General features: G+C 55.8%; 21 protein-coding genes. 14 read left to right on the plus strand and 7 right to left on the minus strand.

What is annotated here, in order from left to right; translation table 11 throughout:
* From hemX to hemC, 3 genes are read right to left on the minus strand one after another with little or no spacing between them, the layout of a single operon-like run.
* Nucleotides 1-1194 (minus strand): uroporphyrinogen-III C-methyltransferase, encoded by a 1194-nt coding sequence (gene hemX, locus AM410_RS07760; protein WP_108647689.1) that lies wholly within the window; start codon nucleotides 1192-1194, stop codon nucleotides 1-3.
* Nucleotides 1195-1215: 21 nt separating this feature from the next.
* A complete protein-coding gene (gene hemD / locus AM410_RS07765; protein WP_014172140.1) occupies nucleotides 1216-1956 on the minus strand; it encodes a uroporphyrinogen-III synthase in 741 nt (246 codons plus the stop codon).
* Nucleotides 1953-2894: a hydroxymethylbilane synthase gene (gene hemC, locus AM410_RS07770; RefSeq protein ID WP_032669623.1), complete on the minus strand. Its 942-nt coding sequence runs from the start codon at nucleotides 2892-2894 to the stop codon at nucleotides 1953-1955. The genes hemD and hemC overlap by 4 nt, the downstream gene beginning before the upstream one ends.
* Before the next feature lie 346 nt (nucleotides 2895-3240).
* On the opposite strand from hemC, the gene cyaA reads away from it, so the two are divergent.
* Complete coding sequence (gene cyaA, locus AM410_RS07780) at nucleotides 3241-5784, plus strand: class I adenylate cyclase (RefSeq protein WP_014172138.1); 2544 nt, start codon at nucleotides 3241-3243, stop codon at nucleotides 5782-5784.
* A gap of 43 nt (nucleotides 5785-5827) precedes the next feature.
* Here the strand turns inward: cyaA and cyaY are convergent, their stop codons facing one another.
* A complete protein-coding gene (gene cyaY, locus AM410_RS07785; protein ID WP_014172137.1) occupies nucleotides 5828-6148 on the minus strand; it encodes an iron donor protein CyaY in 321 nt (106 codons plus the stop codon).
* Nucleotides 6149-6283: 135 nt separating this feature from the next.
* Between cyaY and lptM the strand changes: the two genes are divergently transcribed.
* The 8 genes from lptM to corA all read left to right on the plus strand — a co-directional run bounded on the left by lptM (nucleotide 6284) and on the right by corA (nucleotide 13217).
* The gene (lptM, locus tag AM410_RS07790; protein ID WP_025202779.1) at nucleotides 6284-6487 is read left to right on the plus strand and encodes an LPS translocon maturation chaperone LptM; all 204 of its coding nucleotides are present in this window, start codon (nucleotides 6284-6286) and stop codon (nucleotides 6485-6487) included.
* Nucleotides 6488-6522: 35 nt separating this feature from the next.
* Entirely contained in the window at nucleotides 6523-7347 is an 825-nt protein-coding gene (gene dapF, locus AM410_RS07795; protein WP_020882883.1) for a diaminopimelate epimerase, read from the plus strand.
* Entirely contained in the window at nucleotides 7344-8051 is a 708-nt protein-coding gene (locus AM410_RS07800; protein WP_014172135.1) for a DUF484 domain-containing protein, read from the plus strand. Before dapF ends, AM410_RS07800 begins: the two co-directional genes overlap by 4 nt.
* On the plus strand, nucleotides 8048-8950 hold the full coding sequence (gene xerC / locus AM410_RS07805; protein ID WP_032679215.1) for a tyrosine recombinase XerC: 903 nt from the start codon (nucleotides 8048-8050) through the stop codon (nucleotides 8948-8950). The genes AM410_RS07800 and xerC overlap by 4 nt, the downstream gene beginning before the upstream one ends.
* Nucleotides 8950-9666, plus strand: a complete 717-nt coding sequence (gene yigB / locus AM410_RS07810) for a 5-amino-6-(5-phospho-D-ribitylamino)uracil phosphatase YigB (RefSeq protein WP_014172133.1) — start codon at nucleotides 8950-8952, stop codon at nucleotides 9664-9666. The genes xerC and yigB overlap by 1 nt, the downstream gene beginning before the upstream one ends.
* A gap of 80 nt (nucleotides 9667-9746) precedes the next feature.
* Nucleotides 9747-11909: a DNA helicase II gene (uvrD, locus tag AM410_RS07815; protein WP_020882882.1), complete on the plus strand. Its 2163-nt coding sequence runs from the start codon at nucleotides 9747-9749 to the stop codon at nucleotides 11907-11909.
* Between the two features lie 149 nt (nucleotides 11910-12058).
* Nucleotides 12059-12115: a YsgD/CorL family protein gene (ysgD, locus tag AM410_RS24030; protein ID WP_212743980.1), complete on the plus strand. Its 57-nt coding sequence runs from the start codon at nucleotides 12059-12061 to the stop codon at nucleotides 12113-12115.
* Nucleotides 12116-12266: 151 nt separating this feature from the next.
* The gene (gene corA, locus AM410_RS07825) at nucleotides 12267-13217 is read left to right on the plus strand and encodes a magnesium/cobalt transporter CorA (RefSeq protein ID WP_020882881.1); all 951 of its coding nucleotides are present in this window, start codon (nucleotides 12267-12269) and stop codon (nucleotides 13215-13217) included.
* Nucleotides 13218-13259: 42 nt separating this feature from the next.
* Here corA and rarD read toward each other — a convergent pair whose 3' ends face one another.
* Both rarD and yigI read right to left on the minus strand, forming a co-directional pair.
* Nucleotides 13260-14156 (minus strand): EamA family transporter RarD, encoded by an 897-nt coding sequence (rarD, locus tag AM410_RS07830; RefSeq protein ID WP_014172130.1) that lies wholly within the window; start codon nucleotides 14154-14156, stop codon nucleotides 13260-13262.
* 51 nt (nucleotides 14157-14207) lie between these two features.
* Nucleotides 14208-14675 (minus strand): acyl-CoA thioesterase YigI, encoded by a 468-nt coding sequence (gene yigI, locus AM410_RS07835; RefSeq protein ID WP_014172129.1) that lies wholly within the window; start codon nucleotides 14673-14675, stop codon nucleotides 14208-14210.
* A 161-nt stretch (nucleotides 14676-14836) separates the two neighbouring features.
* Here yigI and pldA point away from each other — a divergent pair, with 161 nt between their 5' ends.
* From pldA to rhtC, 3 genes are all read left to right on the plus strand, one after another.
* A complete protein-coding gene (pldA, locus tag AM410_RS07840) occupies nucleotides 14837-15706 on the plus strand; it encodes a phospholipase A (protein WP_020882880.1) in 870 nt (289 codons plus the stop codon).
* A 90-nt stretch (nucleotides 15707-15796) separates the two neighbouring features.
* Nucleotides 15797-17626 (plus strand): ATP-dependent DNA helicase RecQ, encoded by a 1830-nt coding sequence (gene recQ, locus AM410_RS07845; RefSeq protein WP_025202782.1) that lies wholly within the window; start codon nucleotides 15797-15799, stop codon nucleotides 17624-17626.
* Nucleotides 17627-17687: 61 nt separating this feature from the next.
* Entirely contained in the window at nucleotides 17688-18308 is a 621-nt protein-coding gene (gene rhtC, locus AM410_RS07850; protein WP_014172126.1) for a threonine export protein RhtC, read from the plus strand.
* Here the strand turns inward: rhtC and rhtB are convergent.
* Nucleotides 18305-18925 carry a homoserine/homoserine lactone efflux protein gene (gene rhtB / locus AM410_RS07855; protein WP_014172125.1) on the minus strand — a complete coding sequence of 207 codons (621 nt, stop codon included), beginning with the start codon at nucleotides 18923-18925 and terminating at the stop codon, nucleotides 18305-18307. The genes rhtC and rhtB overlap by 4 nt on opposite strands.
* A gap of 109 nt (nucleotides 18926-19034) precedes the next feature.
* On the opposite strand from rhtB, the gene pldB reads away from it, so the two are divergent.
* Both pldB and yigL read left to right on the plus strand, forming a co-directional pair.
* Nucleotides 19035-20027 carry a lysophospholipase L2 gene (gene pldB / locus AM410_RS07860; RefSeq protein WP_020882879.1) on the plus strand — a complete coding sequence of 331 codons (993 nt, stop codon included), beginning with the start codon at nucleotides 19035-19037 and terminating at the stop codon, nucleotides 20025-20027.
* A 32-nt stretch (nucleotides 20028-20059) separates the two neighbouring features.
* A complete protein-coding gene (gene yigL / locus AM410_RS07865; RefSeq protein WP_020882878.1) occupies nucleotides 20060-20860 on the plus strand; it encodes a sugar/pyridoxal phosphate phosphatase YigL in 801 nt (266 codons plus the stop codon).
* Nucleotides 20861-20934 lie beyond the last annotated feature (74 nt).

Here is a 20934-nt window from a genome sequence, read left to right on the forward strand (position 1 = left end):
TTACTCTCCTTGTGGCGCGCTTTCAGGCGCTGGCGCGGCGGCAGGGGCCTGGGCGTGAGGTTCTGCCGGAACGCCCGGCTGCGCCAGCAGGTTGCGCACGCGCGTCTGCATCAGTTTTTCCAGAATCGGCTGGCTTTCCAGCTTGTCCGGCACGTTCATGGTGATGTTCTGCTGGCTCAGTTTATCAATGTCATCGAGGAAAGCCGTGGTCGTGGCATCATCGGTATTGTAGTAAGCACGTACCCATGTCGAGACGTTATCAAGCGCCTGTTTGTAGGTCTCTTCCTGATGACGCGGCACGGCCTGGGCCGCCACCAGCAGGCGGGAGCGAATGTTTTCGCGCAGATAAATGTCCTGATTCGGCGCTAACAGCGGAACGGCGGTTTCGTCGCGGCGGCGGATAGTAATGAAGCTATCCATAAAGTTCTGCCAGCTTTTTTGCAGATTCACGCGCCATTCGCTCAGGGAGCTGGAAAGCTCGGTGCCGTCAGAATCCATCGGGGAGTCATCGTCGTTGTTATCCGCCAGCTGCAGGTTATCAATCTGGTTTGAAAGCTGATTGACCTTCAGGATGATGCCATCGTAGTCCACCTGCGAAACGGCAGAGAGGCTGGCGATATCTTCGGTAATGGCACGACGCGCGGTAATGAGGCTCGGATCGTTCATGTCTGCCAGGCTCGCATCAGCGCTTTTCAGCAGCGCGGCGGCGGTGGTGACGTCCTGATCGCTCCAGAGCTTACGTCCGGCCAGCTTCACCAGGAAATCGGCCTGCGAGAGCAGCCAGGTTTTGGCATCGGTACCGGAAATCGTGGCGACTTTCTGCTGCACGTCGTCCAGCTGTTTGGTCAGATCTTCCTGTTTGCTGTTCGCCTCAGCGAGCGCCGCGGACTGCTGTTTAATCACCGTTTCCAGTTCAGTTTTCTGCGTCTCCTGCGCTTTTTGCAGGGCGGTAAGCTGATTGACCAGCGTGTCGTTGGTCGCCGTCTGGCTGGAACCTTGCTGTTTCACCAGGCCATAGAGGCCAACGCCTGCGGCCAGCGCAATGGCGATGGCTATCGCGCTCAGCGCGAGGCTGGTTTTATTGCTGCCGTTCTTCTTCTCAACGGTTTTCTCAGTCGTTTCTGACTGCGGCGTGATGTCCACAGTCTCCCTGGTCTCTTCAACCACGGCGGAGGATTTATCGTGTTCCGTCATTATGGCTTCCCATTATGAGAGTTATTGTAATGCGCGCAGCAGCGCATCGTTGTCAGCGTTATCAGCGATCCGAATATCTTGCCAGCCCAGTTCCCGGGCCTGGTTCGCCAGACGCTCACTGACGACCAGAAGCCGGCAGTGGAGTAACCAGTTTTCACGATACCAAAGGGGCACCAGCGACCAGAGCTGCTGCAGCATTTCACCGCTGGTCACCACCAGGGTCGTAATGCCGCGCATATGCCAGCGCATCGCCTCTTCCGCACCATCGTAATGTTTTGCACAACGCTGATAGCATTCGCAGAACGTGACCTCAGCCCCGCGTTCCCGCAGCGTTTCACCCAACAGTTCGCGCCCGCCGTTACCGCGTAAAATGAGTGCACGCTTTCCGGCAATAGTTTGTAATTCAGGTAATTGTAGCAAGACTTCGCTGATTTCCCGATCTAACGGGTAACGAACGTCTGTTCCGCTTACGGTATGCAACGCCAGTGCCGTTGTACGACCAATCGCAAAATAGTGAGGGGCGGTTGGCCAGTTAAGCCCCTGCTGTTGTAGCTGCGCCTGGGCAAATTCCACCGCATGTTGCGACAGCGCAAACAGCAAGTCGCCCTGCTGGAGGGTATTCATATGGTCGGCAAGCGCGGACAGCTCCCGACCGGGGGAGAATTCAATGAGCGGAAAACTCCAGGCCACCTGCCCCAGTGCGCGCAGACGGCTCACTAATTGCTCTCCTGCGGGAGAAGGGCGGGTGACAAGAATACTCATGCAGGGGGTTCTCCATTATAAACTTCAGCCAGGATCTCACGGGCGCCGTTATCCAGCAGCTCTTCTGCCAGCGACACGCCAAGCTGTTCGGCATCTTGCGCTTTACCGCGACGTTCGCCGCGGACCATCTGTGAACCGTCCGGTGCGCCAACCAGCGCTCGCAGCCACAGTTCACCGTTAATTAATTCAGCATAGCTGCCAATCGGCACCTGACACCCTCCTTCGAGGCGGGTGTTCATGGCGCGCTCGGCGTTAACGCGGATAGCGGTCTCATCATGGTTCAGTGGGGCAAGCAGCGCGCGGGTACGCTCATCATCCAGACGGCATTCAATGCCGACGGCACCCTGACCCACAGCCGGCAGCGACAGCTCAGGCGGCAACGCGACGCGAATGCGCGACGTCAGCCCCAGGCGCTTCAGACCCGCAACCGCGAGGATAATGGCATCGTAATCGCCGTTATCCAGCTTGCTCAGACGCGTACCAACGTTACCGCGCAGCGAACGAATGATCAGGTCCGGACGACGTTCTGCCAGCTGACACTGACGACGTAAACTGGACGTGCCAACCACGCTGCCTTCTGGCAACGCATCGAGCGAATCATAGTGATTGGAGACAAACGCATCGCGCGGATCTTCACGCTCGCAAATGGTCACCAGCCCCAGCCCTTCTGGGAACTCGACGGGCACATCTTTCATCGAATGTACGGCGATATCGGCGCGGTTCTCAAGCAATGCCAGTTCCAGTTCTTTGACAAACAGGCCCTTGCCGCCCACTTTAGCCAGTGGCGTATCAAGGATCACGTCACCGCGCGTGACCATCGGCACCAGCTCGACGCACAATCCACTGTGGCAGGCTTCAAGGCGCTGCTTAACATAATGTGCCTGCCAGAGCGCAAGAGGGCTTTGGCGTGTGGCAATTCTCAAAACATTGTCTAACATGCTTGTTACCGTCATTATCAATCGCTAACCATCCTAACATTGTTGACTCTGGGATGGCAGTTTTACGGTGATGAAGAAGAGAGGGACAGGGCGGGGTTCTCGTCAGCCACAGCCGTATTAAGGAATTTACACGTACAGAACGGTGCTACACTGTATGTAGCGCATCTTTCTTTACGGTCAACCGGCAAGGTGTTAAATTGATCACGTTTTAGACCATTTTTTCGTCGGTACCACCATAATGATAAGGGCGAAAAAAGGTAACGGTTCTCTTTTTGTAATACTGCGGGTCCGCTGTTATTTCTGTTTTGAATAGCGTGCGACACCCGGAAACATCAGGCGATACGTCTTGTACCTCTATATTGAGACTCTGAAACAGAGACTGGATGCCATAAACCAACTGCGTGTCGATCGCGCGCTTGCTGCTATGGGCCCTGCTTTCCAGCAGGTATACAGTCTTCTGCCGACATTATTGCACTATCACCATCCGCTGATGCCTGGCTACCTTGACGGTAACGTTCCCAGAGGCATCTGTCTTTTCACGCCTGATGAAACCCAACAACACTACCTGACCGAACTTGAACTCTACCGTGGCATGCCGCCGCAGGAATCACCGAAAGGCGAACTGCCGATTACAGGCGTTTACACCATGGGCAGCACCTCCTCGGTTGGGCAAAGCTGTTCTTCGGATCTGGACATCTGGGTCTGTCATCAGTCCTGGCTCGATAACGACGAGCGTCAGCTGCTGCAGCGAAAGTGCAGCCTGCTGGAAAGCTGGGCCGCGTCGCTTGGCGTAGAAGTCAGTTTCTTCCTGATTGATGAAAACCGTTTCCGTCATAACGAAAGTGGCAGTCTGGGTGGTGAAGACTGCGGCTCAACCCAGCACATCTTACTGTTGGACGAGTTTTACCGTACTGCCGTACGCCTGGCCGGTAAGCGTATTCTGTGGAATATGGTGCCGTGCGACGAAGAAGAGCATTACGACGATTACGTAATGTCGTTGTACTCCCAGGGTGTGTTGACACCAAATGAATGGCTGGATCTGGGTGGCCTCAGTTCGCTTTCCGCCGAAGAGTACTTTGGCGCGAGCCTCTGGCAGCTCTATAAAAGCATTGATTCGCCGTATAAGGCCGTGCTGAAAACCCTGCTGCTGGAAGCCTATTCCTGGGAATACCCCACGCCGCGTTTGCTGGCGAAAGATATCAAACAGCGTCTGCACGACGGAGAAATTGTCTCCTACGGGCTGGATGCTTACTGCATGATGCTTGAACGCGTCACCGAATACCTGAAAGCCATTGATGACACCACGCGTCTCGATCTGGTGCGTCGATGTTTCTACCTCAAAGTCTGTGAAAAACTCAGCCGCGAACGCGCATGCGTGGGCTGGCGTCGTGAAGTGGTCAGTCAGTTGGTTAAAGAGTGGGGATGGGACGAAGAACGTCTGTCGATGCTTGATAACCGCGCCAACTGGAAAATCGATCAGGTGCGTGAAGCGCACAACGAACTGCTCGACGCCATGATGCAAAGCTACCGCAACCTTATCCGCTTTGCGCGTCGTAACAATCTCAGCGTTTCCGCCAGCCCGCAGGACATCGGGGTGTTGACGCGTAAACTGTATGCGGCGTTTGAAGCATTGCCGGGTAAAGTCACGCTGGTTAACCCGCAGATTTCACCGGACCTGTCAGAACCGAACCTGACCTTTATCTATGTGCCGCCGGGCCGCGCAAACCGCACCGGCTGGTACCTGTACAACCGTGCGCCAAGCATGGACTCGATCATCAGCCATCAGCCGCTGGAATATAACCGCTACCTGAACAAGCTGGTGGCCTGGGCCTGGTTCAACGGCCTGCTGACCTCGCGTACCCGGCTGTTTATCAAAGGCAACGAGGTTGTCGATTTAGCCAAACTGCAGGAGATGGTGGCGGATGTCTCCCACCACTTCCCGCTGCGTCTGCCGGCGCCGACGCCAAAAGCGCTCTACAGCCCGTGTGAAATTCGCCATCTGGCGATTATCGTCAACCTGGAATATGACCCGACAGCGGCCTTCCGCAATCAGGTGGTCCATTTTGATTTCCGCAAGCTGGACGTCTTTAGTTTTGGCGAGCAGCAAAACTGCCTGGTGGGCAGCGTAGACCTGCTGTACCGCAACTCGTGGAACGAAGTGCGTACTCTGCACTTCAACGGCGAGCAGGCGATGATCGAAGCGCTGAAAACGATTCTCGGCAAGATGCATCAGGACGCTGCGCCGCCGGACAGCGTTGAGGTGTTCTGCTATAGCCAGCATCTGCGCGGTCTGATCCGTACCCGTGTGCAGCAGCTGGTTTCGGAGTGCATCGAACTGCGCCTCTCCAGTACCCGTCAGGAAACCGGTCGCTTTAAAGCACTGCGCGTCTCCGGACAGACCTGGGGCCTGTTCTTCGAGCGCCTGAATGTTTCAGTACAGAAGCTGGAAAACGCCATCGAGTTCTACGGCGCTATTTCGCACAACAAGCTGCATGGCCTGTCAGTGCAGGTGGAAACCAACCACGTGAAACTGCCACAGGTCGTGGATGGCTTTGCGAGCGAAGGGATTATTCAGTTCTTCTTTGAAGAGTCGGGTGATGATGCCGGTTTCAACATCTACATCCTGGATGAGACGAACCGCGCTGAGGTTTATCACCACTGTGAAGGCAGTAAAGAGGAGCTGGTGCGCGACGTCAGTCGCTTCTATTCGTCCTCACATGACCGCTTTACCTACGGCTCCAGCTTCATCAACTTTAACCTGCCGCAGTTCTACCAGATTGTGAATGTAGACGGACGTTCGCAGGTCATTCCGTTCCGTACGCAGGCCGTTACGCCAGCGGTTCCCGCCAGCCAGGACACTACCCCGCTGTTGCAGCAGTATTTCTCCTGACAGTTTTTGCCCGGTATGCAGCGCACCACCGGGCAAAACAGACTCAACGAAAACGCACGTCTTCGCCTGCCTGCGCGGTCGCCGCCTGTTCCAGCAGATCCCAGAACGTTTCGCCGCTACGGTCACACACCCATTCGCCCTCTTTCAGATCGAAATGGTAGCCACCCTGTTTGGCGGCCAGCCAGACCTGGTGAAGCGGCTCCTGGCGGTTAATAATAATTTTGCTGCCGTTTTCGAAGCTCAGGGTCAGAATGCCGCCGTTGATCTCACAATCGATATCGCTGTCGCCGTCCCAGTCGTCAAGCCGCTCTTCGATGGTCATCCATAAGGTGTCTGCAAGGCGATGGAATTCACTGTCGTTCATGGTTTTGTTCCTGTTTTTCGTGATGCCGGCAGTATAACGCTAAATAATTCCCGTTGCAGGAAAGCGGCAAACTCTTGCTTTTGTGTCTTCTCCTGCGATGATAGAAACAGATTTGAACTTACGGGCAACTTTATAATGAAAAACGTTTTCCGAACGCTTGCCGTTCTCATCACGCTGTTTAGTCTGACGGGCTGTGGACTGAAGGGACCGCTTTACTTCCCGCCAGCGGATAAAACGGCGCCGCCGCCGACGAAACCTGTGCAAAGCGGTATTGAGTCTTCCACGCCAGACACGAACGATCGTGGCAATAATGGTGGTCCGACTCAGGTTAATCTCTGACGATTACGTTCTGTACCCGCGCAATGGAGCGAATGATGCAGTTCTCTAAGATGCATGGCCTTGGCAACGATTTTATGGTCGTCGACGCGGTAACGCAGAATGTCTTTTTCTCCCCGGAACTGATCCGCCGCCTGGCGGATCGGCATCTGGGCGTGGGGTTCGATCAGCTGCTGGTGGTTGAGCCGCCGTACGATCCTGACCTCGATTTCCACTACCGTATTTTTAACGCTGACGGTAGTGAAGTCTCCCAGTGTGGCAACGGTGCGCGCTGTTTTGCCCGCTTTGTCCGCCTGAAAGGGCTGACGAACAAGCGCGATATCCGCGTCAGTACCGCGAATGGTCGCATGGTGCTCAGCGTCACCGATGACGATCTGGTTCGTGTGAATATGGGCGAGCCGAACTTTGAACCTTCCGCCGTGCCGTTTCGCGCAAACAAAGCGGAAAAGACCTATATTATGCGTGCGGCCGAGCAGACAGTATTGTGTGGCGTCGTCTCGATGGGAAACCCGCACTGCGTGATTCAGGTTGATGATGTGGAGACCGCCGCCGTTGAAACCCTCGGCCCGGTGCTGGAAAGCCATGAACGCTTCCCGGAACGCGCGAACATTGGTTTTATGCAGGTGGTGAAGCGTGAACACATCCGTCTGCGGGTGTATGAACGCGGCGCGGGCGAAACCCAGGCCTGCGGAAGCGGTGCCTGCGCGGCAGTGGCCGTCGGCATCGCTCAGGGGTTACTGGCAGAAGAGGTTCGCGTGGAGTTACCAGGCGGTCGTCTTGATATCGCCTGGAAAGGACCGGGTCATCCGCTGTTTATGACTGGCCCGGCGGTACATGTCTATGACGGGTTTATCCATCTATGAAGCAACCAGGGGAAGAACTGCAGGAAACGGTGACGGAACTGGACGACAGTGCTGTTGTTGATTATCTGCTGAACAATCCCGCGTTTTTTATTCGCAATGCACGTCTTGTCGAACAGATGCGCGTGCCGCATCCGGTGCGCGGGACCGTGTCGCTGGTCGAATGGCACATGGCCCGCGCGCGCAACCACATCAATCAGCTTGAAGAGAACATGACGCTGCTCATGGAACAGGCGAACAATAACGAAAGCCTGTTCTATCGACTGCTGCATCTGCAGGCGCGTCTGGCCTCGGCCCACAGCCTTGACGAGTTTCTCAGCCGTTTCCACCGCTGGGCGCGAGAACTGGGGCTTGCAGGCGCAACCCTTCGTCTCTTCCCCGACCGCTGGCGCATTGGTGCACCGTCTGGTTTCACCCATCTGGCGCTCAGCCGTCAGGCGTTTGAGCCGCTACGTATTCAGCGTCTGGGGCATCAACATCACTATCTGGGGCCGCTGAACGGACCTGAATTGCTGGTGGTATTGCCAGAAGCCAAAGCGATTGGTTCGGTGGCCATGTCACTGATGGGGCGCGATGGTGACTTAGGCGTGATGTTATTTACCAGTCGCGACGCGCATCACTATGAGCAGGGGCAAGGTACGCACCTGTTGCAGGAGATCGCCCTGATGCTGCCTGAGCTGCTGGAGCGCTGGATTGAGCGCGTATGACGGACGGACTTCTTGCCACTGACGTCGCGCGATTTCTGCGCTACCTGGGGGTTGAACGTCAGCTTAGCCCCATAACGCTGCTGAACTATCAGCGTCAGCTTGATGCCATCATGCAGATTGCCGATGAAATCGGCCTGAAAAGCTGGCAACAATGTGACGCTGCGACGGTTCGTGGCGTCGTCGTGCGTAGCCGCAGGAAAGGGTTAGGCCCGGCGAGTCTGGCGCTCAGGCTCTCTGCCCTGCGCAGTTTCTTCGACTGGCTGGTGAGCCAGGGCAGCCTTAAAGCCAACCCGGCGAAAGGCATTGCCACGCCAAAAGCACCGCGTCATCTGCCTAAAAATATCGACGTCGATGATGTCAATCGCCTGCTGGATATCGATCTTAACGATCCGCTGGCGGTGCGTGACCGCGCGATGCTGGAGGTGATGTACGGTGCCGGACTGCGTCTGTCTGAACTGGTCAATCTCGATATAAAACATCTCGATCTGGACACCGGCGAAGTGTGGGTGATGGGCAAGGGCAGCAAAGAGCGCCGCCTGCCGATTGGTCGCAACGCTGTCGCCTGGATTGAGCACTGGCTTGACCTGCGCGGGCTGTTTGGCGCGGAAGAAGAGGCGCTGTTCCTGTCGAAACTCGGCAAGCGGATCTCGGCGCGTAACGTGCAGAAGCGTTTTGCGGAGTGGGGCATTAAACAGGGGCTGAACAGCCATGTTCACCCGCACAAGCTGCGCCACTCTTTTGCGACCCATATGCTTGAATCAAGCGGCGATCTGCGCGGCGTGCAGGAACTGCTCGGCCACGCGAATTTGTCCACCACCCAAATTTATACCCACTTAGACTTCCAGCACCTTGCCTCGGTGTATGACGCGGCGCATCCACGCGCCAAACGGGGGAAATAATGCGTTTTTACCGCCCACTGGGTCAGATTTCAGCCCTTACCTTTGACCTTGATGACACCCTTTATGATAACCGCCAGGTGATCCTGCGTACCGAGCAGGAGTCGCTGGCGTTTGTGCAGAACTATCACCCGGCGCTGAAGACGATGCAGAACAAGGACTTCCAGCAGCTGCGTCAGTCCCTGCGGGAGACCGAGCCGGACATTTACCATGACGTGACCGAATGGCGTCGACGTGCGGTTGAACAGGCGATGCTGAATGTTGGCATGAGCGCGCGTGATGCGGCGATAGGGGCTGAAGCGTCCATGGAAAACTTCGCCAAATGGCGCAGCCGTATTGATGTGCCACAGGAAACCCACGATACGCTGGCCGCGCTGGCAGAGAAGTGGCCGCTGGTGGCGATTACCAATGGCAATGCCCAGCCTGAGCTGTTTGGTCTTGGCGATTATTTTGAGTTTGTGCTGCGCGCGGGCCCGCACGGGCGCTCGAAACCGTTTAACGATATGTATCACCTGGCGGCGGAAAAACTGAACCTGCCGCTCGGCGAAATGTTGCATGTGGGTGATGACCTGACCACGGACGTGGCCGGGGCGATCCGCTGCGGCATGCAGGCCTGCTGGATCAAGCCGGAAAACGCTGACCTGATGACAACGCCGGACAGCCGTCTTCTGCCGCACGTGGAAATTTCACGGTTGGCATCCCTCACGACGCTGATATAATCATCAATTGTTCTGTATAAATTAACAGGGTTTTGGCGAAGGAATCACATTCGCCTGCCTGACATTACGTGACGGTGCCAATGGACGTTTCTTACCTGCTCGACAGCCTTAATGACAAACAGCGTGACGCGGTTGCCGCTTCGCGCACCAACATGCTGGTGCTGGCTGGGGCGGGCAGTGGTAAGACGCGCGTGCTGGTACACCGTATTGCGTGGCTGCAGAGCGTGGAAAACTGCTCGCCGTACTCCATTATGGCGGTGACGTTTACCAACAAGGCGGCGGCAGAGATGCGCCACCGAATCGCACAGCTGATGGGCACCAGCCAGGGCGGCATGTGGGTGGGGACTTTCCACGGTCTGGCGCATCGCCTGCTGCGGGCGCACCATATGGACGCTAACCTGCCGCAGGATTTCCAGATCCTCGACAGCGAAGATCAGCTGCGTCTGCTGAAGCGTCTTATCAAGGCGATGAATCTCGACGAGAAGCAGTGGCCGCCGCGTCAGGCAATGTGGTACATCAACGGCCAGAAAGACGAAGGGCTGCGTCCGCACCATATTCAGAGCTTCGGCAACCCGGTCGAGCAAACCTGGCAGAACGTTTATAAAGCCTATCAGGAGGCGTGCGATCGCGCAGGTCTGGTGGACTTTGCTGAGCTGCTGCTGCGTGCGCATGAGCTGTGGCTCAACAAACCGCATATCCTGCAGCACTATCGTGAACGCTTCACCAATATTCTGGTGGACGAATTCCAGGATACCAACAACATCCAGTATGCATGGATCCGCCTGCTGGCCGGTGATACCGGCAAGGTGATGATCGTCGGTGATGACGATCAGTCTATCTATGGCTGGCGTGGGGCGCAGGTGGAAAACATTCAGCGCTTCCTCAATGATTTCCCCGGTGCTCAAACCATCCGTCTGGAGCAGAACTACCGTTCGACCAGCAACATTCTGAGCGCCGCCAACGCCCTGATTGAGAACAACAACGGGCGTCTGGGTAAAAAGCTGTGGACCGATGGCGTTGACGGTGAACCGATCTCTATCTACTGCGCATTCAACGAACTTGATGAAGCGCGCTTTGTGGTGAACCGTATTAAAACCTGGCAGGACAACGGCGGCGCGCTGGAGCAGTGTGCCATTCTCTATCGCAGCAACGCCCAGTCGCGCGTGCTGGAAGAGGCGTTGCTGCAGGTGAGTATGCCGTACCGTATTTACGGCGGCATGCGCTTCTTCGAACGTCAGGAGATCAAAGACGCACTCTCGTATCTGCGTCTGATCGCAAACCGTAATGACGATGCGGCGTTTGAGCGCGTGGTGAACACCCCAACTCGCGGCATCGGTGACCGTACGCTGGACGTGGTGCGTCAGGCCTCCCGCGATCGCCAGCTGACACTCTGGCAGGCGTGCCGCGAGCTGTTGCAGGAGAAAGCGCTCGCCGGACGTGCAGCCAGCGCCTTACAACGCTTCCTGGAGCTGATTGATGCCCTGGCACAGGAAACGGCCGATATGCCTCTGCACGTACAGACTGACCGGGTGATTAAAGACTCCGGTCTGCGCACCATGTATGAGCAGGAGAAAGGCGAAAAGGGCCAGACCCGTATTGAGAACTTAGAGGAACTGGTGACGGCGACGCGCCAGTTCAGCTACAACGAAGAAGACGAAGATTTGATGCCGCTGCAGGCGTTCCTCTCCCACGCGGCGCTGGAAGCGGGCGAAGGGCAGGCAGACACCTGGCAGGATGCGGTTCAACTTATGACCCTGCACTCCGCCAAAGGTCTGGAGTTCCCGCAGGTGTTTATCGTCGGGATGGAAGAGGGGATGTTCCCGAGCCAGATGTCGCTGGATGAAGGTGGGCGTCTGGAGGAGGAGCGTCGTCTGGCCTATGTTGGCGTGACGCGCGCGATGCAAAAGCTGACGCTGACCTATGCCGAAACCCGACGCCTGTACGGTAAAGAGGTGTATCACCGTCCGTCGCGCTTTATCGGCGAGCTGCCGGAAGAGTGCGTGGAAGAGGTACGCCTGCGCGCCAGTATCAGCCGCCCGGTCAGCCATCAGCGTATGGGCTCGCCGATTGCTGAAACGGACACCGGCTACAAGCTGGGTCAGCGCGTGCGTCATGCTAAGTTTGGTGAAGGCACCATCGTCAATCTGGAAGGTAGCGGCGAGCACAGCCGCCTGCAGGTGGCGTTCCAGGGGCAAGGTATCAAATGGCTGGTGGCAGCCTACGCCAGGCTGGAAACTGTGTAACTTTCAGAAAAATATCATTATTTTGTAATAATCTGCTAGCCTTATACGTTGAAGGTCAATTAATGCCCTTCAGCGTTCCGTTGCGTGTTGACGCCACTATTACTGCTGGCGTAACATGCGCGCACGATTACGCTAAGAGGACATTCGCCTTGGACACACCCAGTAGATACTGGCTCAATTCCCTGTCATCCAGGAACAACTCCTAAGGCTATCTCCTCTTGCTGATGGCCTTAGTGGTTGTCAGCGACCTGCATTATTCCCGTCGCGCTGAGTCAGGCTGTTTAATGGTCTGAAACCCAATTTGTTTCTGTGTGCCCACCGAACTGTCCGATATTTTTTGCATTGGGAGTCCCGGTCATGTTGAGCGCATTTCAACTCGAAAATAACCGACTGACTCGGCTTGAAGCCGAAGAGTCACAGCCCCTCATTGATGCCGTATGGGTGGATCTGGTCGAGCCGGACGACGATGAGCGCCTTCGCGTACAATCTGAGCTGGGGCAAAGCCTGGCAACCCGCCCGGAACTGGAAGACATCGAAGCATCTGCTCGTTTTTTTGAAGATGAAGACGGTCTGCATATTCACTCCTTCTTCTTCTTTGAAGACGCCGACGATCACGCAGGTAACTCCACCGTGGCGTTTACCATTCGTGACGGTCGCCTGTTTACCCTGCGCGAACGTGAGCTGCCCGCGTTTCGTCTCTACCGCATGCGCGCCCGTAGCCAGGCGATGGTCGACGGTAATGCCTACGAACTGCTGCTGGACCTGTTTGAAACCAAAATCGAACAGCTGGCGGATGAAATTGAAAACATCTACAGCGACCTGGAAAAGCTGAGCCGCGTCATCATGGAAGGTCATCAGGGCGATGAATACGACGAAGCGCTCTCGACGCTGGCAGAGCTGGAAGATATCGGCTGGAAGGTGCGTTTGTGTCTGATGGATACCCAGCGCGCGCTGAACTTCCTGGTGCGTAAGGCGCGTCTGCCGGGCGGTCAGCTGGAGCAGGCGCGTGAGATCCTGCGCGATATCGAATCCCTGCTGCCGCACAATGAATCGTTGTTCCAGAAGGTCAACTTCCTGATGCAGGCGGCGATGGGCTTTATCAATATCGAGCAGAACCGCATCATCAAGATCTTCTCGGTGGTCTCGGTGGTCTTCCTGCCACCAACGCTGGTGGCCTCGAGCTACGGGATGAACTTTGAGTTTATGCCGGAGCTTAAGTGGAGCTTTGGCTACCCTGGCGCGATTATCTTTATGATCCTCGCCGGGCTGGCGCCGTACCTCTACTTCAAGCGCCGTAACTGGCTGTAAACTTCAGGCGGGTGGCGTTGTGCCTGCCCGCCTCATCACCGCTTACAATCCTTTGCGCGTTCTGCGCTGGGTATAAAGGGCGTCTGCAACAAAAATCGCCAGCGCCACCCAGATAAAGGCAAACGTCACCATCTTATCTGCGCCCGGTACTTCGCCGTAAAACACCACTGCCAGCAGGAACATCAGCGTCGGACCGATGTACTGAAAGAAGCCCAGCGTGGAGAGACGCAGGCGCGTTGCGGCACCGGTGAAGCACAGCAGAGGAATGGTGGTTACCACACCGGCCGCCATCAGCATCAGATTCAACGACAACGGGTTACTGCCCATATGGCTGGTTGCGCTGTCGGCAATACCAAACAGGTAAATCGCCGCGACCGGCAATAGCCACAGGGTTTCAAACAGCATCCCGGTCTGCGCTTCCACGGCTATTTTCTTCCGGACCAGCCCGTAAAACGCAAAGCTGAACGCCAGGCCCAGAGCGATCACGGGCAGCGAACCGAAGGTCCACAGTTGGACCAGCACGCCGCAAAAAGCGAGGATGACCGCCAGCCACTGCATACGACGGAAACGCTCGCCCAGAAAAATCATGCCCAGAACAATGTTGACCAGGGGATTAATAAAATAGCCCAGGCTCGCTTCGAGCATGTGATGGTTATTGACTGCCCAGATAAAGAGCAGCCAGTTGCCGCCTATCAGCACGGCTGAGAGGGCCAGCAGGAACACCTTTTTCGGCGTTTTCAGCAGCGTTTTGACGCCAGACCACTGACGGCTAACGCTCATCAGCGCGATCATAAAGAAAAACGACCAAATCACACGGTGTGTGAGGATCTCGTCAGCGGGTACGTAAGCGATAAACTTGAAGTACGCCGGTGCGATACCCCAAATAAAATAAGCGGCAAGGGCGAGTAGTACGCCCTGCCGCGTTTGTTTAGCATCCATCGGGATAATCCGTTACAAAAAAGTGAATTAATTTTACCCGATTTTAGGGTTTCAACCCACCATATAAGTGGCAGTTGCGCTGGCGATATAGACCTGCTCTTCGTTATGCAATTCAACGCGGGCGACGGCAACCTTATTCCCGGCGCGCAGCAGGCTGCTGGTGGCGGTAAAACGGTTTCCGCGCCCGGGACGCAGGTAATCGACGCGTAAATCGATGGTGCCCATACGCGACAAACGCTGGCGCAACTCGTCTTCATTGATGGTGTCATGGCGCGTCAGCGTACTGCCCACACAAACCAGGCCCGCCGCCACATCCAGCGCTGAGGCAATCACCCCGCCGTGCAAAATACTCTGCGCCCAGTTGCCTACCATCATCGGCTGGTTGTTGAAGCTGAGCTGGGCAAACGCCTTTTCGTAGCGCTCGAGCTCCAGACCCAGTGCACGGTTAAACGGCATATGGTAAACAAAAATCTCGCCCACGAGTTTTAACGCTTCTTCGGCGGTAAGCATGGCTGACATGAGGCATCACATCCTTATTGTTAATAAAATGTTGATTTTATGCTTCAGCAATAAGGAATTCCACTTTCAGAAACGAGGATGCAGCAGTTGTCGCAGAAGTATGTAGAATATCCGCCACATAACAATTCAACTAATTAACTCTTTGCAGGAGAACACCACCGATGCGGACGTATCTGGCCTGGTTACTGGCGGCGGTTGCGCTGCCCCTCACAGCATATGCCCAGGAAGCGACGATTAAAGAAGTTCACGATCAACCTGCCGTGCAGGGCAGCATTATCGCGAACCTTCTTCAGGAACATGATAATCCGTTCACGCTGTATCCGTATGACACCAACTACGTGATATACACGCAGACCAGCGATCTCAACAAAGAGGCGATAAGCTCCTATAACTGGTCCGATAATGCGCGTAAAGACGAAGTGAAGTTCCAGTTAAGTCTCGCGTTCCCGTTCTGGCGCGGCATTCTGGGACCGAATTCGGTGCTCGGCGCCTCTTACACGCAGAAATCCTGGTGGCAGCTTTCCAACAGTGGCGAATCTTCACCGTTCCGTGAAACCAACTATGAGCCGCAGCTGTTCCTCGGTTTTGCGACCGATTATGAATTCGCGGGCTGGACGCTGCGTGACATTGAGGTGGGCTTTAACCACGATTCAAACGGACGCTCCGACCCTACCTCGCGCAGCTGGAACCGTGCCTATACGCGACTGATGGCGCAAAACGGCAACTGGATGGCGGAAGTGAAGCCGTGGTTTGTGGTGGGCGATACCGACGACAACCCGGATATAACCAAATATATGGGTTACTATCAGCTCAAAATCGGCTATCAGTTGGGTGACGCGGTGCTGAGCGCCAAAGGTCAGTACAACTGGAACACCGGTTACGGTGGTGCGGAACTGGGTCTCAGTTATCCGGTGAGCAAGCACGTTCGCCTCTATACTCAGGTTTACAGCGGTTACGGCGAGTCGCTTATCGATTACAACTTCAACCAGACCCGTGTAGGTGTGGGCGTGATGCTGAACGATATTTTCTAGGCAGCTCGAATGTTTTTTCGTTAAACGTTGAAGTTTCTCTCTCAGGCGCTGAAAATAGCGCCTGTTTTATTTCTGGCAAATGGGGTTAACGTGGCGCAGGCGGAAGTATTGAATCAGGAATCGCTGGCTAAACAGGTTTTGCATGAAACCTTTGGCTACCAGCAGTTCCGCCCTGGCCAGGAAACCATCATTGAAACCGTGCTGGAAGGCCGCGATTGTCTGGTGGTCATGCCTACCGGCGGCGGTAAATCCCTCTGCTATCAGGTGCCCGCGCTGGTGCTCAACGGCCTGACGGTCGTGGTATCGCCTCTTATTTCCCTGATGAAAGATCAGGTCGATCAGCTCCTTGCCAACGGCGTGGCGGCAGCCTGCCTTAACTCCAGCCAGACCCGCGAGCAGCAGCAAGAGGTTATGGCCGGTTGCCGTACCGGGCAGGTTCGCCTGCTGTATATCGCGCCGGAACGTCTGATGCTGGATAACTTCCTCGATCATCTGTCGCACTGGAATCCGGTCCTGCTGGCGGTGGATGAAGCCCACTGTATCTCCCAGTGGGGACATGATTTCCGCCCGGAATATGCGGCGCTCGGCCAGCTCCGTCAGCGTTTTCCCGAACTGCCGTTTATGGCACTCACCGCGACGGCAGATGACACCACGCGTCAGGATATCGTCCGGCTGCTGGGGCTGAACGATCCGCTGATTCAGGTCAGCAGCTTCGACCGCCCGAACATCCGCTACATGCTGATGGAAAAATTCAAGCCGCTGGATCAGCTTCTGCGCTACGTGCAGGAGCAGCGCGGGAAGTCCGGCATCATCTACTGCAACAGCCGCGCGAAGGTGGAAGACACGGCCGCGCGCCTGCAGAACCGTGGTTTTAGCGCCGCCGCCTACCATGCCGGGCTGGAAAACGCAGTTCGCGCCGATGTGCAGGAGAAATTCCAGCGCGATGACCTGCAGATTGTGGTGGCGACGGTGGCGTTCGGAATGGGGATCAACAAGCCGAACGTGCGCTTCGTCGTACACTTCGACATTCCGCGCAATATCGAATCGTACTACCAGGAAACCGGCCGCGCCGGGCGTGATGGACTGCCTGCAGAAGCCATGCTGTTTTACGATCCGGCCGACATGGCGTGGCTGCGCCGTTGTCTGGAAGAGAAACCGCAGGGCCAACTGCAGGATATCGAACGTCACAAGCTCAACGCGATGGGCGCGTTTGCCGAAGCGCAAACCTGCCGCCGTCTGGTGCTGCTCAACTACTTTGGCGAGGGGCGTCAGGAGCCGTGCGGCAACTGCGATATCTGTCTTGACCCACCAAAGCAATACGATGGCCTGATGGATGCGCGCAAAGCGCTCTCGACCATCTATCGTGTGAACCAGCGCTTCGGCATGGGCTACGTGGTGGAAGTGTTACGTGGGGCGAATAACCAGCGTATCCGCGACATGGGACACGATAAGCTGCCCGTCTACGGTATCGGCAAAGACCAGAGCCACGAGCACTGGGTGAGCATCATCCGTCAGCTGATTCACCTGGGCTTTGCCACGCAAAACATTGCCCAACACTCCGCGCTTCAGCTTACCGAAGCGGCACGTCCGGTGCTGCGCGGGGATATCGAACTGAAGCTCGCGGTTCCGCGCGTTGTCGCCCTGAAGCCGCGGGTGATGCAAAAATCGTACGGCGGCAATTACGACCGCAAGCTGTTTGCCAAACTGCGCAAGCTGCGTAAAGCCATTGCTGATGAAGAGAACATTCCGCCCTACGTGGTCTTCAACGACGCGACGCTTATCGAGATGGCAGAGCAGACGCCGCTCAGCGCCAGCGAAATGCTCAGCGTCAACGGTGTTGGTACGCGCAAGCTGGAACGCTTTGGCAAAGAGTTTATGGCGCTTATCCGTGCTCATGTCGACGGTGACGATGAGGAGTAGTCAGCCAGCCTAAAAAATGTCAGGATGGTGACTCACTTAATTATTTCCCTGCGAGTTAATTATGTTAATGCTATTTCTTACCGTGGCGTTAGTGCACATCGTTGCGCTCATGAGCCCGGGTCCTGACTTTTTCTTCGTGTCCCAAACCGCCGTCAGCCGCTCCCGCAAAGAAGCGATGATGGGGGTGCTGGGTATCACCATGGGCGTTATGGTCTGGGCGGCTGTGGCGCTGCTTGGTCTGAACCTGATTCTGGCGAAGATGGCCTGGTTGCACAACATCATCATGGTTGGCGGGGGGCTTTACCTTTGCTGGATGGGCTACCAGATGCTGCGCGGGGCGTTGAAGAAAGAAGAGAAAAAGCCGGAAGAGCCGAAAGTTGAGCTGGCAACGGGCGGCCGGAGTTTTATTAAAGGGCTGCTCACCAACCTGGCGAACCCAAAAGCGATTATCTATTTCGGCTCCGTGTTCTCCCTTTTTGTGGGTGACAACGTGGGTGCGGGTGCGCGTTGGGGCATCTTCCTGCTGATCGTGGTGGAAACTTTTGCGTGGTTTACCGTGGTTGCCAGCCTGTTTGCCTTACCGGCGATGCGCCGCGGTTACCAGCGTATTGCGAAGTGGATTGACGGCTTCGCCGGCGCGTTGTTCGCCGGCTTTGGCATTCATCTCATTATTTCTCGCTAAGCATGACGCGCTGACGCAAGCAGCGCGCCTACCAGCATAAACAGCGAACCAAAGATTTTGTTCAGGGCCTTCATCTGCTTAGGCCCTTTAATCCACACCGCAATCCGCTGCGCCAGCGTCGCGTAACCAATCATCACGATGATATCGACAACAATGGTGGTCGCACCCAGCACCACGTACTGCATAACCTGTGGCTGATGCGGGACGATAAACTGCGGGAACAGCGCGGCGAGGAAAACAATACTTTTCGGGTTGGTCAGGTTCACAAACACCGCGCGTTTAAACAGGCGCCCGCGTGTTTGCGTCTGGGCGAGCGTATTAAGATCAATTGAGCCTGCCGCACGCCACTGCTGAATACCGAGCCAAATCAGATACGCGGCACCGGCCCATTTCAGCACGTCAAAGGCCAGTACCGAGCGGGAGAACAGCGTACCCAGACCAATGCCCACCAGCACGATATGAATGCCCAGACCGGTCTGCAAACCGGCAATGGACGCCGCGGCACCGCGATAGCCGTGGTTGATGGAGGTGGTCATGGTGTTAATGGCGCCTGAACCTGGGGAAAGGCTAAGGATGATGGATGTCAGCAGATAAGCGAACCACCACTCGAAGGTCATTTGAAACTCCCGAATTGTCTGTTTTTATGCCACAATACGCTATTGTTACGTCATTTTGTGACCGGTGACGAAAAAACGATATTCCTTGGCTTACGGGGGTGGAAACCCGATGTTTCAGCAGAAAAAGGACTGGGAAACACGAGAAAACGCATTTGCTGCTTTCTCTATGGGGCCGCTGACCGATTTCTGGCGTCAGCGTGAGGAAGATGAGTTTACGGGTGTTGGCGATGTTCCGGTACGCTTTGTGCGTTTCCATGATGAGAAAAACGATCGGGTGATCGTGGTCTGTCCGGGACGTATCGAGAGCTACATCAAATACGCTGAACTGGCCTATGACCTGTTCCATCTGGGCTTCGATGTGTTGATTATCGACCATCGCGGGCAGGGGCTTTCTGGCCGCTTATTGTCGGACACGCATCGCGGTCATGTGGATAACTTCAGCGATTACGTCGACGATCTTGCCGCCTTCTGGCAGCAGGAGGTTCAGCCGGGCCCATGGCGTAAGCGCTATATTCTGGCGCACTCCATGGGTGGGGCGATTTCGACGCTGTTTTTACAGCGCTATGACCACCAGTGTGATGCCATTGCGCTTACCGCGCCGATGTATGGCATCGTCATGCGTTTTCCGGACTGGATGGTGCGCCATATTCTCGACTGGGCTGAGGGCCATCAGCGCATTCGTGAAGGGTATGCCATTGGGACAGGGCGCTGGCGCGCGCTGCCGTTTGCCCTCAACGTATTGACCCATAGCCGGCAGCGTTATCGCCGTAACCTGCGTTTTTATGCCGATGAACCGCGCCTGCGCGTCGGTGGCCCGACATATCACTGGGTGCGGGAAGGGATCCTTGCCGGTGAACAGGTGCTTGCTGGTGTTGGTAAAGATGATACGCCGACACTTCTGATTCAGGCTGAAGAAGAGCGTGTGGTGGATAACCGCATGCATGACCGCTTTTGTGAACTCCGCGCTGCGGCCGGTCACCCTTGCGAAGGGGGTAAACCGCTGGTCATCAACGGCGCGTACCATGAGATCCTTTTTGAAAAGGACGCTATGCGCTCAGTCGCGCTAAACGCCATTGTTGAATTTTTCGACAGGCATAATTGATTGTTGTTTTACCACCAGAGGTTGAAATCCCTATGTACCAGGTTGTTGCATCTGATTTAGATGGCACGCTGCTTTCGCCCGACCATACCTTGTCGCCTTACGCGAAAGAGACCTTAAAGCTTCTGACCGCCCGCGGGGTGAACTTCGTGTTTGCCACCGGCCGCCACCACGTGGACGTGGGGCAGATCCGCGATAATCTTGAGATCAAATCGTACATGATCACCTCCAACGGTGCGCGCGTGCACGATACCGATGGCAACCTGATCTTTACGCATAACCTGGATCGCGACATTGCCGCCGATCTGTTCGGCGTAGTGCATAACAACCCGGACATTATCACTAACGTTTATCGCGATGACGACTGGTTCATGAATCGCCATCGCCCGGATGAAATGCGTTTCTTCAAGGAAGCGGTATTTAACTATTCCCTGTACGAGCCAGGCCTGCTGGAGCCGGAAGGGATCAGCAAGGTGTTCTTTACCTGCGAAAGCCACGAAGCGTTGCTGCCGCTGGAACAGGCGATTAATGCGCGTTGGGGTGACCGCGTCAACGTGAGTTTCTCGACCCTGACCTGTCTGGAAGTTATGGCGGGGGGTGTTTCCAAAGGGCACGCGCTGGAAGCCGTGGCGAAACGTCTTGGCTTCGAACTGAAAGACTGTATCGCCTTCGGTGATGGCATGAACGACGCCGAGATGCTCTCTATGGCGGGCAAAGGCTGCATTATGCAGAATGCACACCAGCGTCTGAAAGACCTGCACCCGGAACTGGAAGTGATTGGGTCTAACGCTGACAACGCGGTACCAAAATACCTGCGCAAACTGTTCCTTGAATAATCTTCATTTGATTGTTTATTGCTCAGTTGTCAACTAAAGAGTTCGCTACAATGCCTGTCCTTCTTTCTGAGAGA

The sequence above is a fragment of the Enterobacter cloacae complex sp. FDA-CDC-AR_0164 genome (genome assembly GCF_003071645.1).
Taxonomy (GTDB): Bacteria; Pseudomonadota; Gammaproteobacteria; order Enterobacterales; family Enterobacteriaceae; genus Enterobacter; species Enterobacter ludwigii.

Bases quoted from the DNA above. Each gene is read 5' to 3' on its own strand.
- hemX (WP_108647689.1), bottom strand. From the start codon at position 1,194: ATGACGGAACACGATAAATCCTCCGCCGTGGTTGAAGAGACCAGGGAG.
- yigB (WP_014172133.1), top strand. From the start codon at position 8,950: ATGCGTTTTTACCGCCCACTGGGTCAGATTTCAGCCCTTACCTTTGAC.
- rarD (WP_014172130.1), bottom strand. From the start codon at position 14,156: ATGGATGCTAAACAAACGCGGCAGGGCGTACTACTCGCCCTTGCCGCT.
- corA (WP_020882881.1), top strand. From the start codon at position 12,267: ATGTTGAGCGCATTTCAACTCGAAAATAACCGACTGACTCGGCTTGAA.
- dapF (WP_020882883.1), top strand. From the start codon at position 6,523: ATGCAGTTCTCTAAGATGCATGGCCTTGGCAACGATTTTATGGTCGTC.
- rhtC (WP_014172126.1), top strand. From the start codon at position 17,688: ATGTTAATGCTATTTCTTACCGTGGCGTTAGTGCACATCGTTGCGCTC.
- hemD (WP_014172140.1), bottom strand. From the start codon at position 1,956: ATGAGTATTCTTGTCACCCGCCCTTCTCCCGCAGGAGAGCAATTAGTG.
- uvrD (WP_020882882.1), top strand. From the start codon at position 9,747: ATGGACGTTTCTTACCTGCTCGACAGCCTTAATGACAAACAGCGTGAC.
- lptM (WP_025202779.1), top strand. From the start codon at position 6,284: ATGAAAAACGTTTTCCGAACGCTTGCCGTTCTCATCACGCTGTTTAGT.
- xerC (WP_032679215.1), top strand. From the start codon at position 8,048: ATGACGGACGGACTTCTTGCCACTGACGTCGCGCGATTTCTGCGCTAC.
- yigI (WP_014172129.1), bottom strand. From the start codon at position 14,675: ATGTCAGCCATGCTTACCGCCGAAGAAGCGTTAAAACTCGTGGGCGAG.
- yigL (WP_020882878.1), top strand. From the start codon at position 20,060: ATGTACCAGGTTGTTGCATCTGATTTAGATGGCACGCTGCTTTCGCCC.
- pldB (WP_020882879.1), top strand. From the start codon at position 19,035: ATGTTTCAGCAGAAAAAGGACTGGGAAACACGAGAAAACGCATTTGCT.
- hemC (WP_032669623.1), bottom strand. From the start codon at position 2,894: ATGTTAGACAATGTTTTGAGAATTGCCACACGCCAAAGCCCTCTTGCG.
- pldA (WP_020882880.1), top strand. From the start codon at position 14,837: ATGCGGACGTATCTGGCCTGGTTACTGGCGGCGGTTGCGCTGCCCCTC.
- rhtB (WP_014172125.1), bottom strand. From the start codon at position 18,925: ATGACCTTCGAGTGGTGGTTCGCTTATCTGCTGACATCCATCATCCTT.
- cyaY (WP_014172137.1), bottom strand. From the start codon at position 6,148: ATGAACGACAGTGAATTCCATCGCCTTGCAGACACCTTATGGATGACC.
- AM410_RS07800 (WP_014172135.1), top strand. From the start codon at position 7,344: ATGAAGCAACCAGGGGAAGAACTGCAGGAAACGGTGACGGAACTGGAC.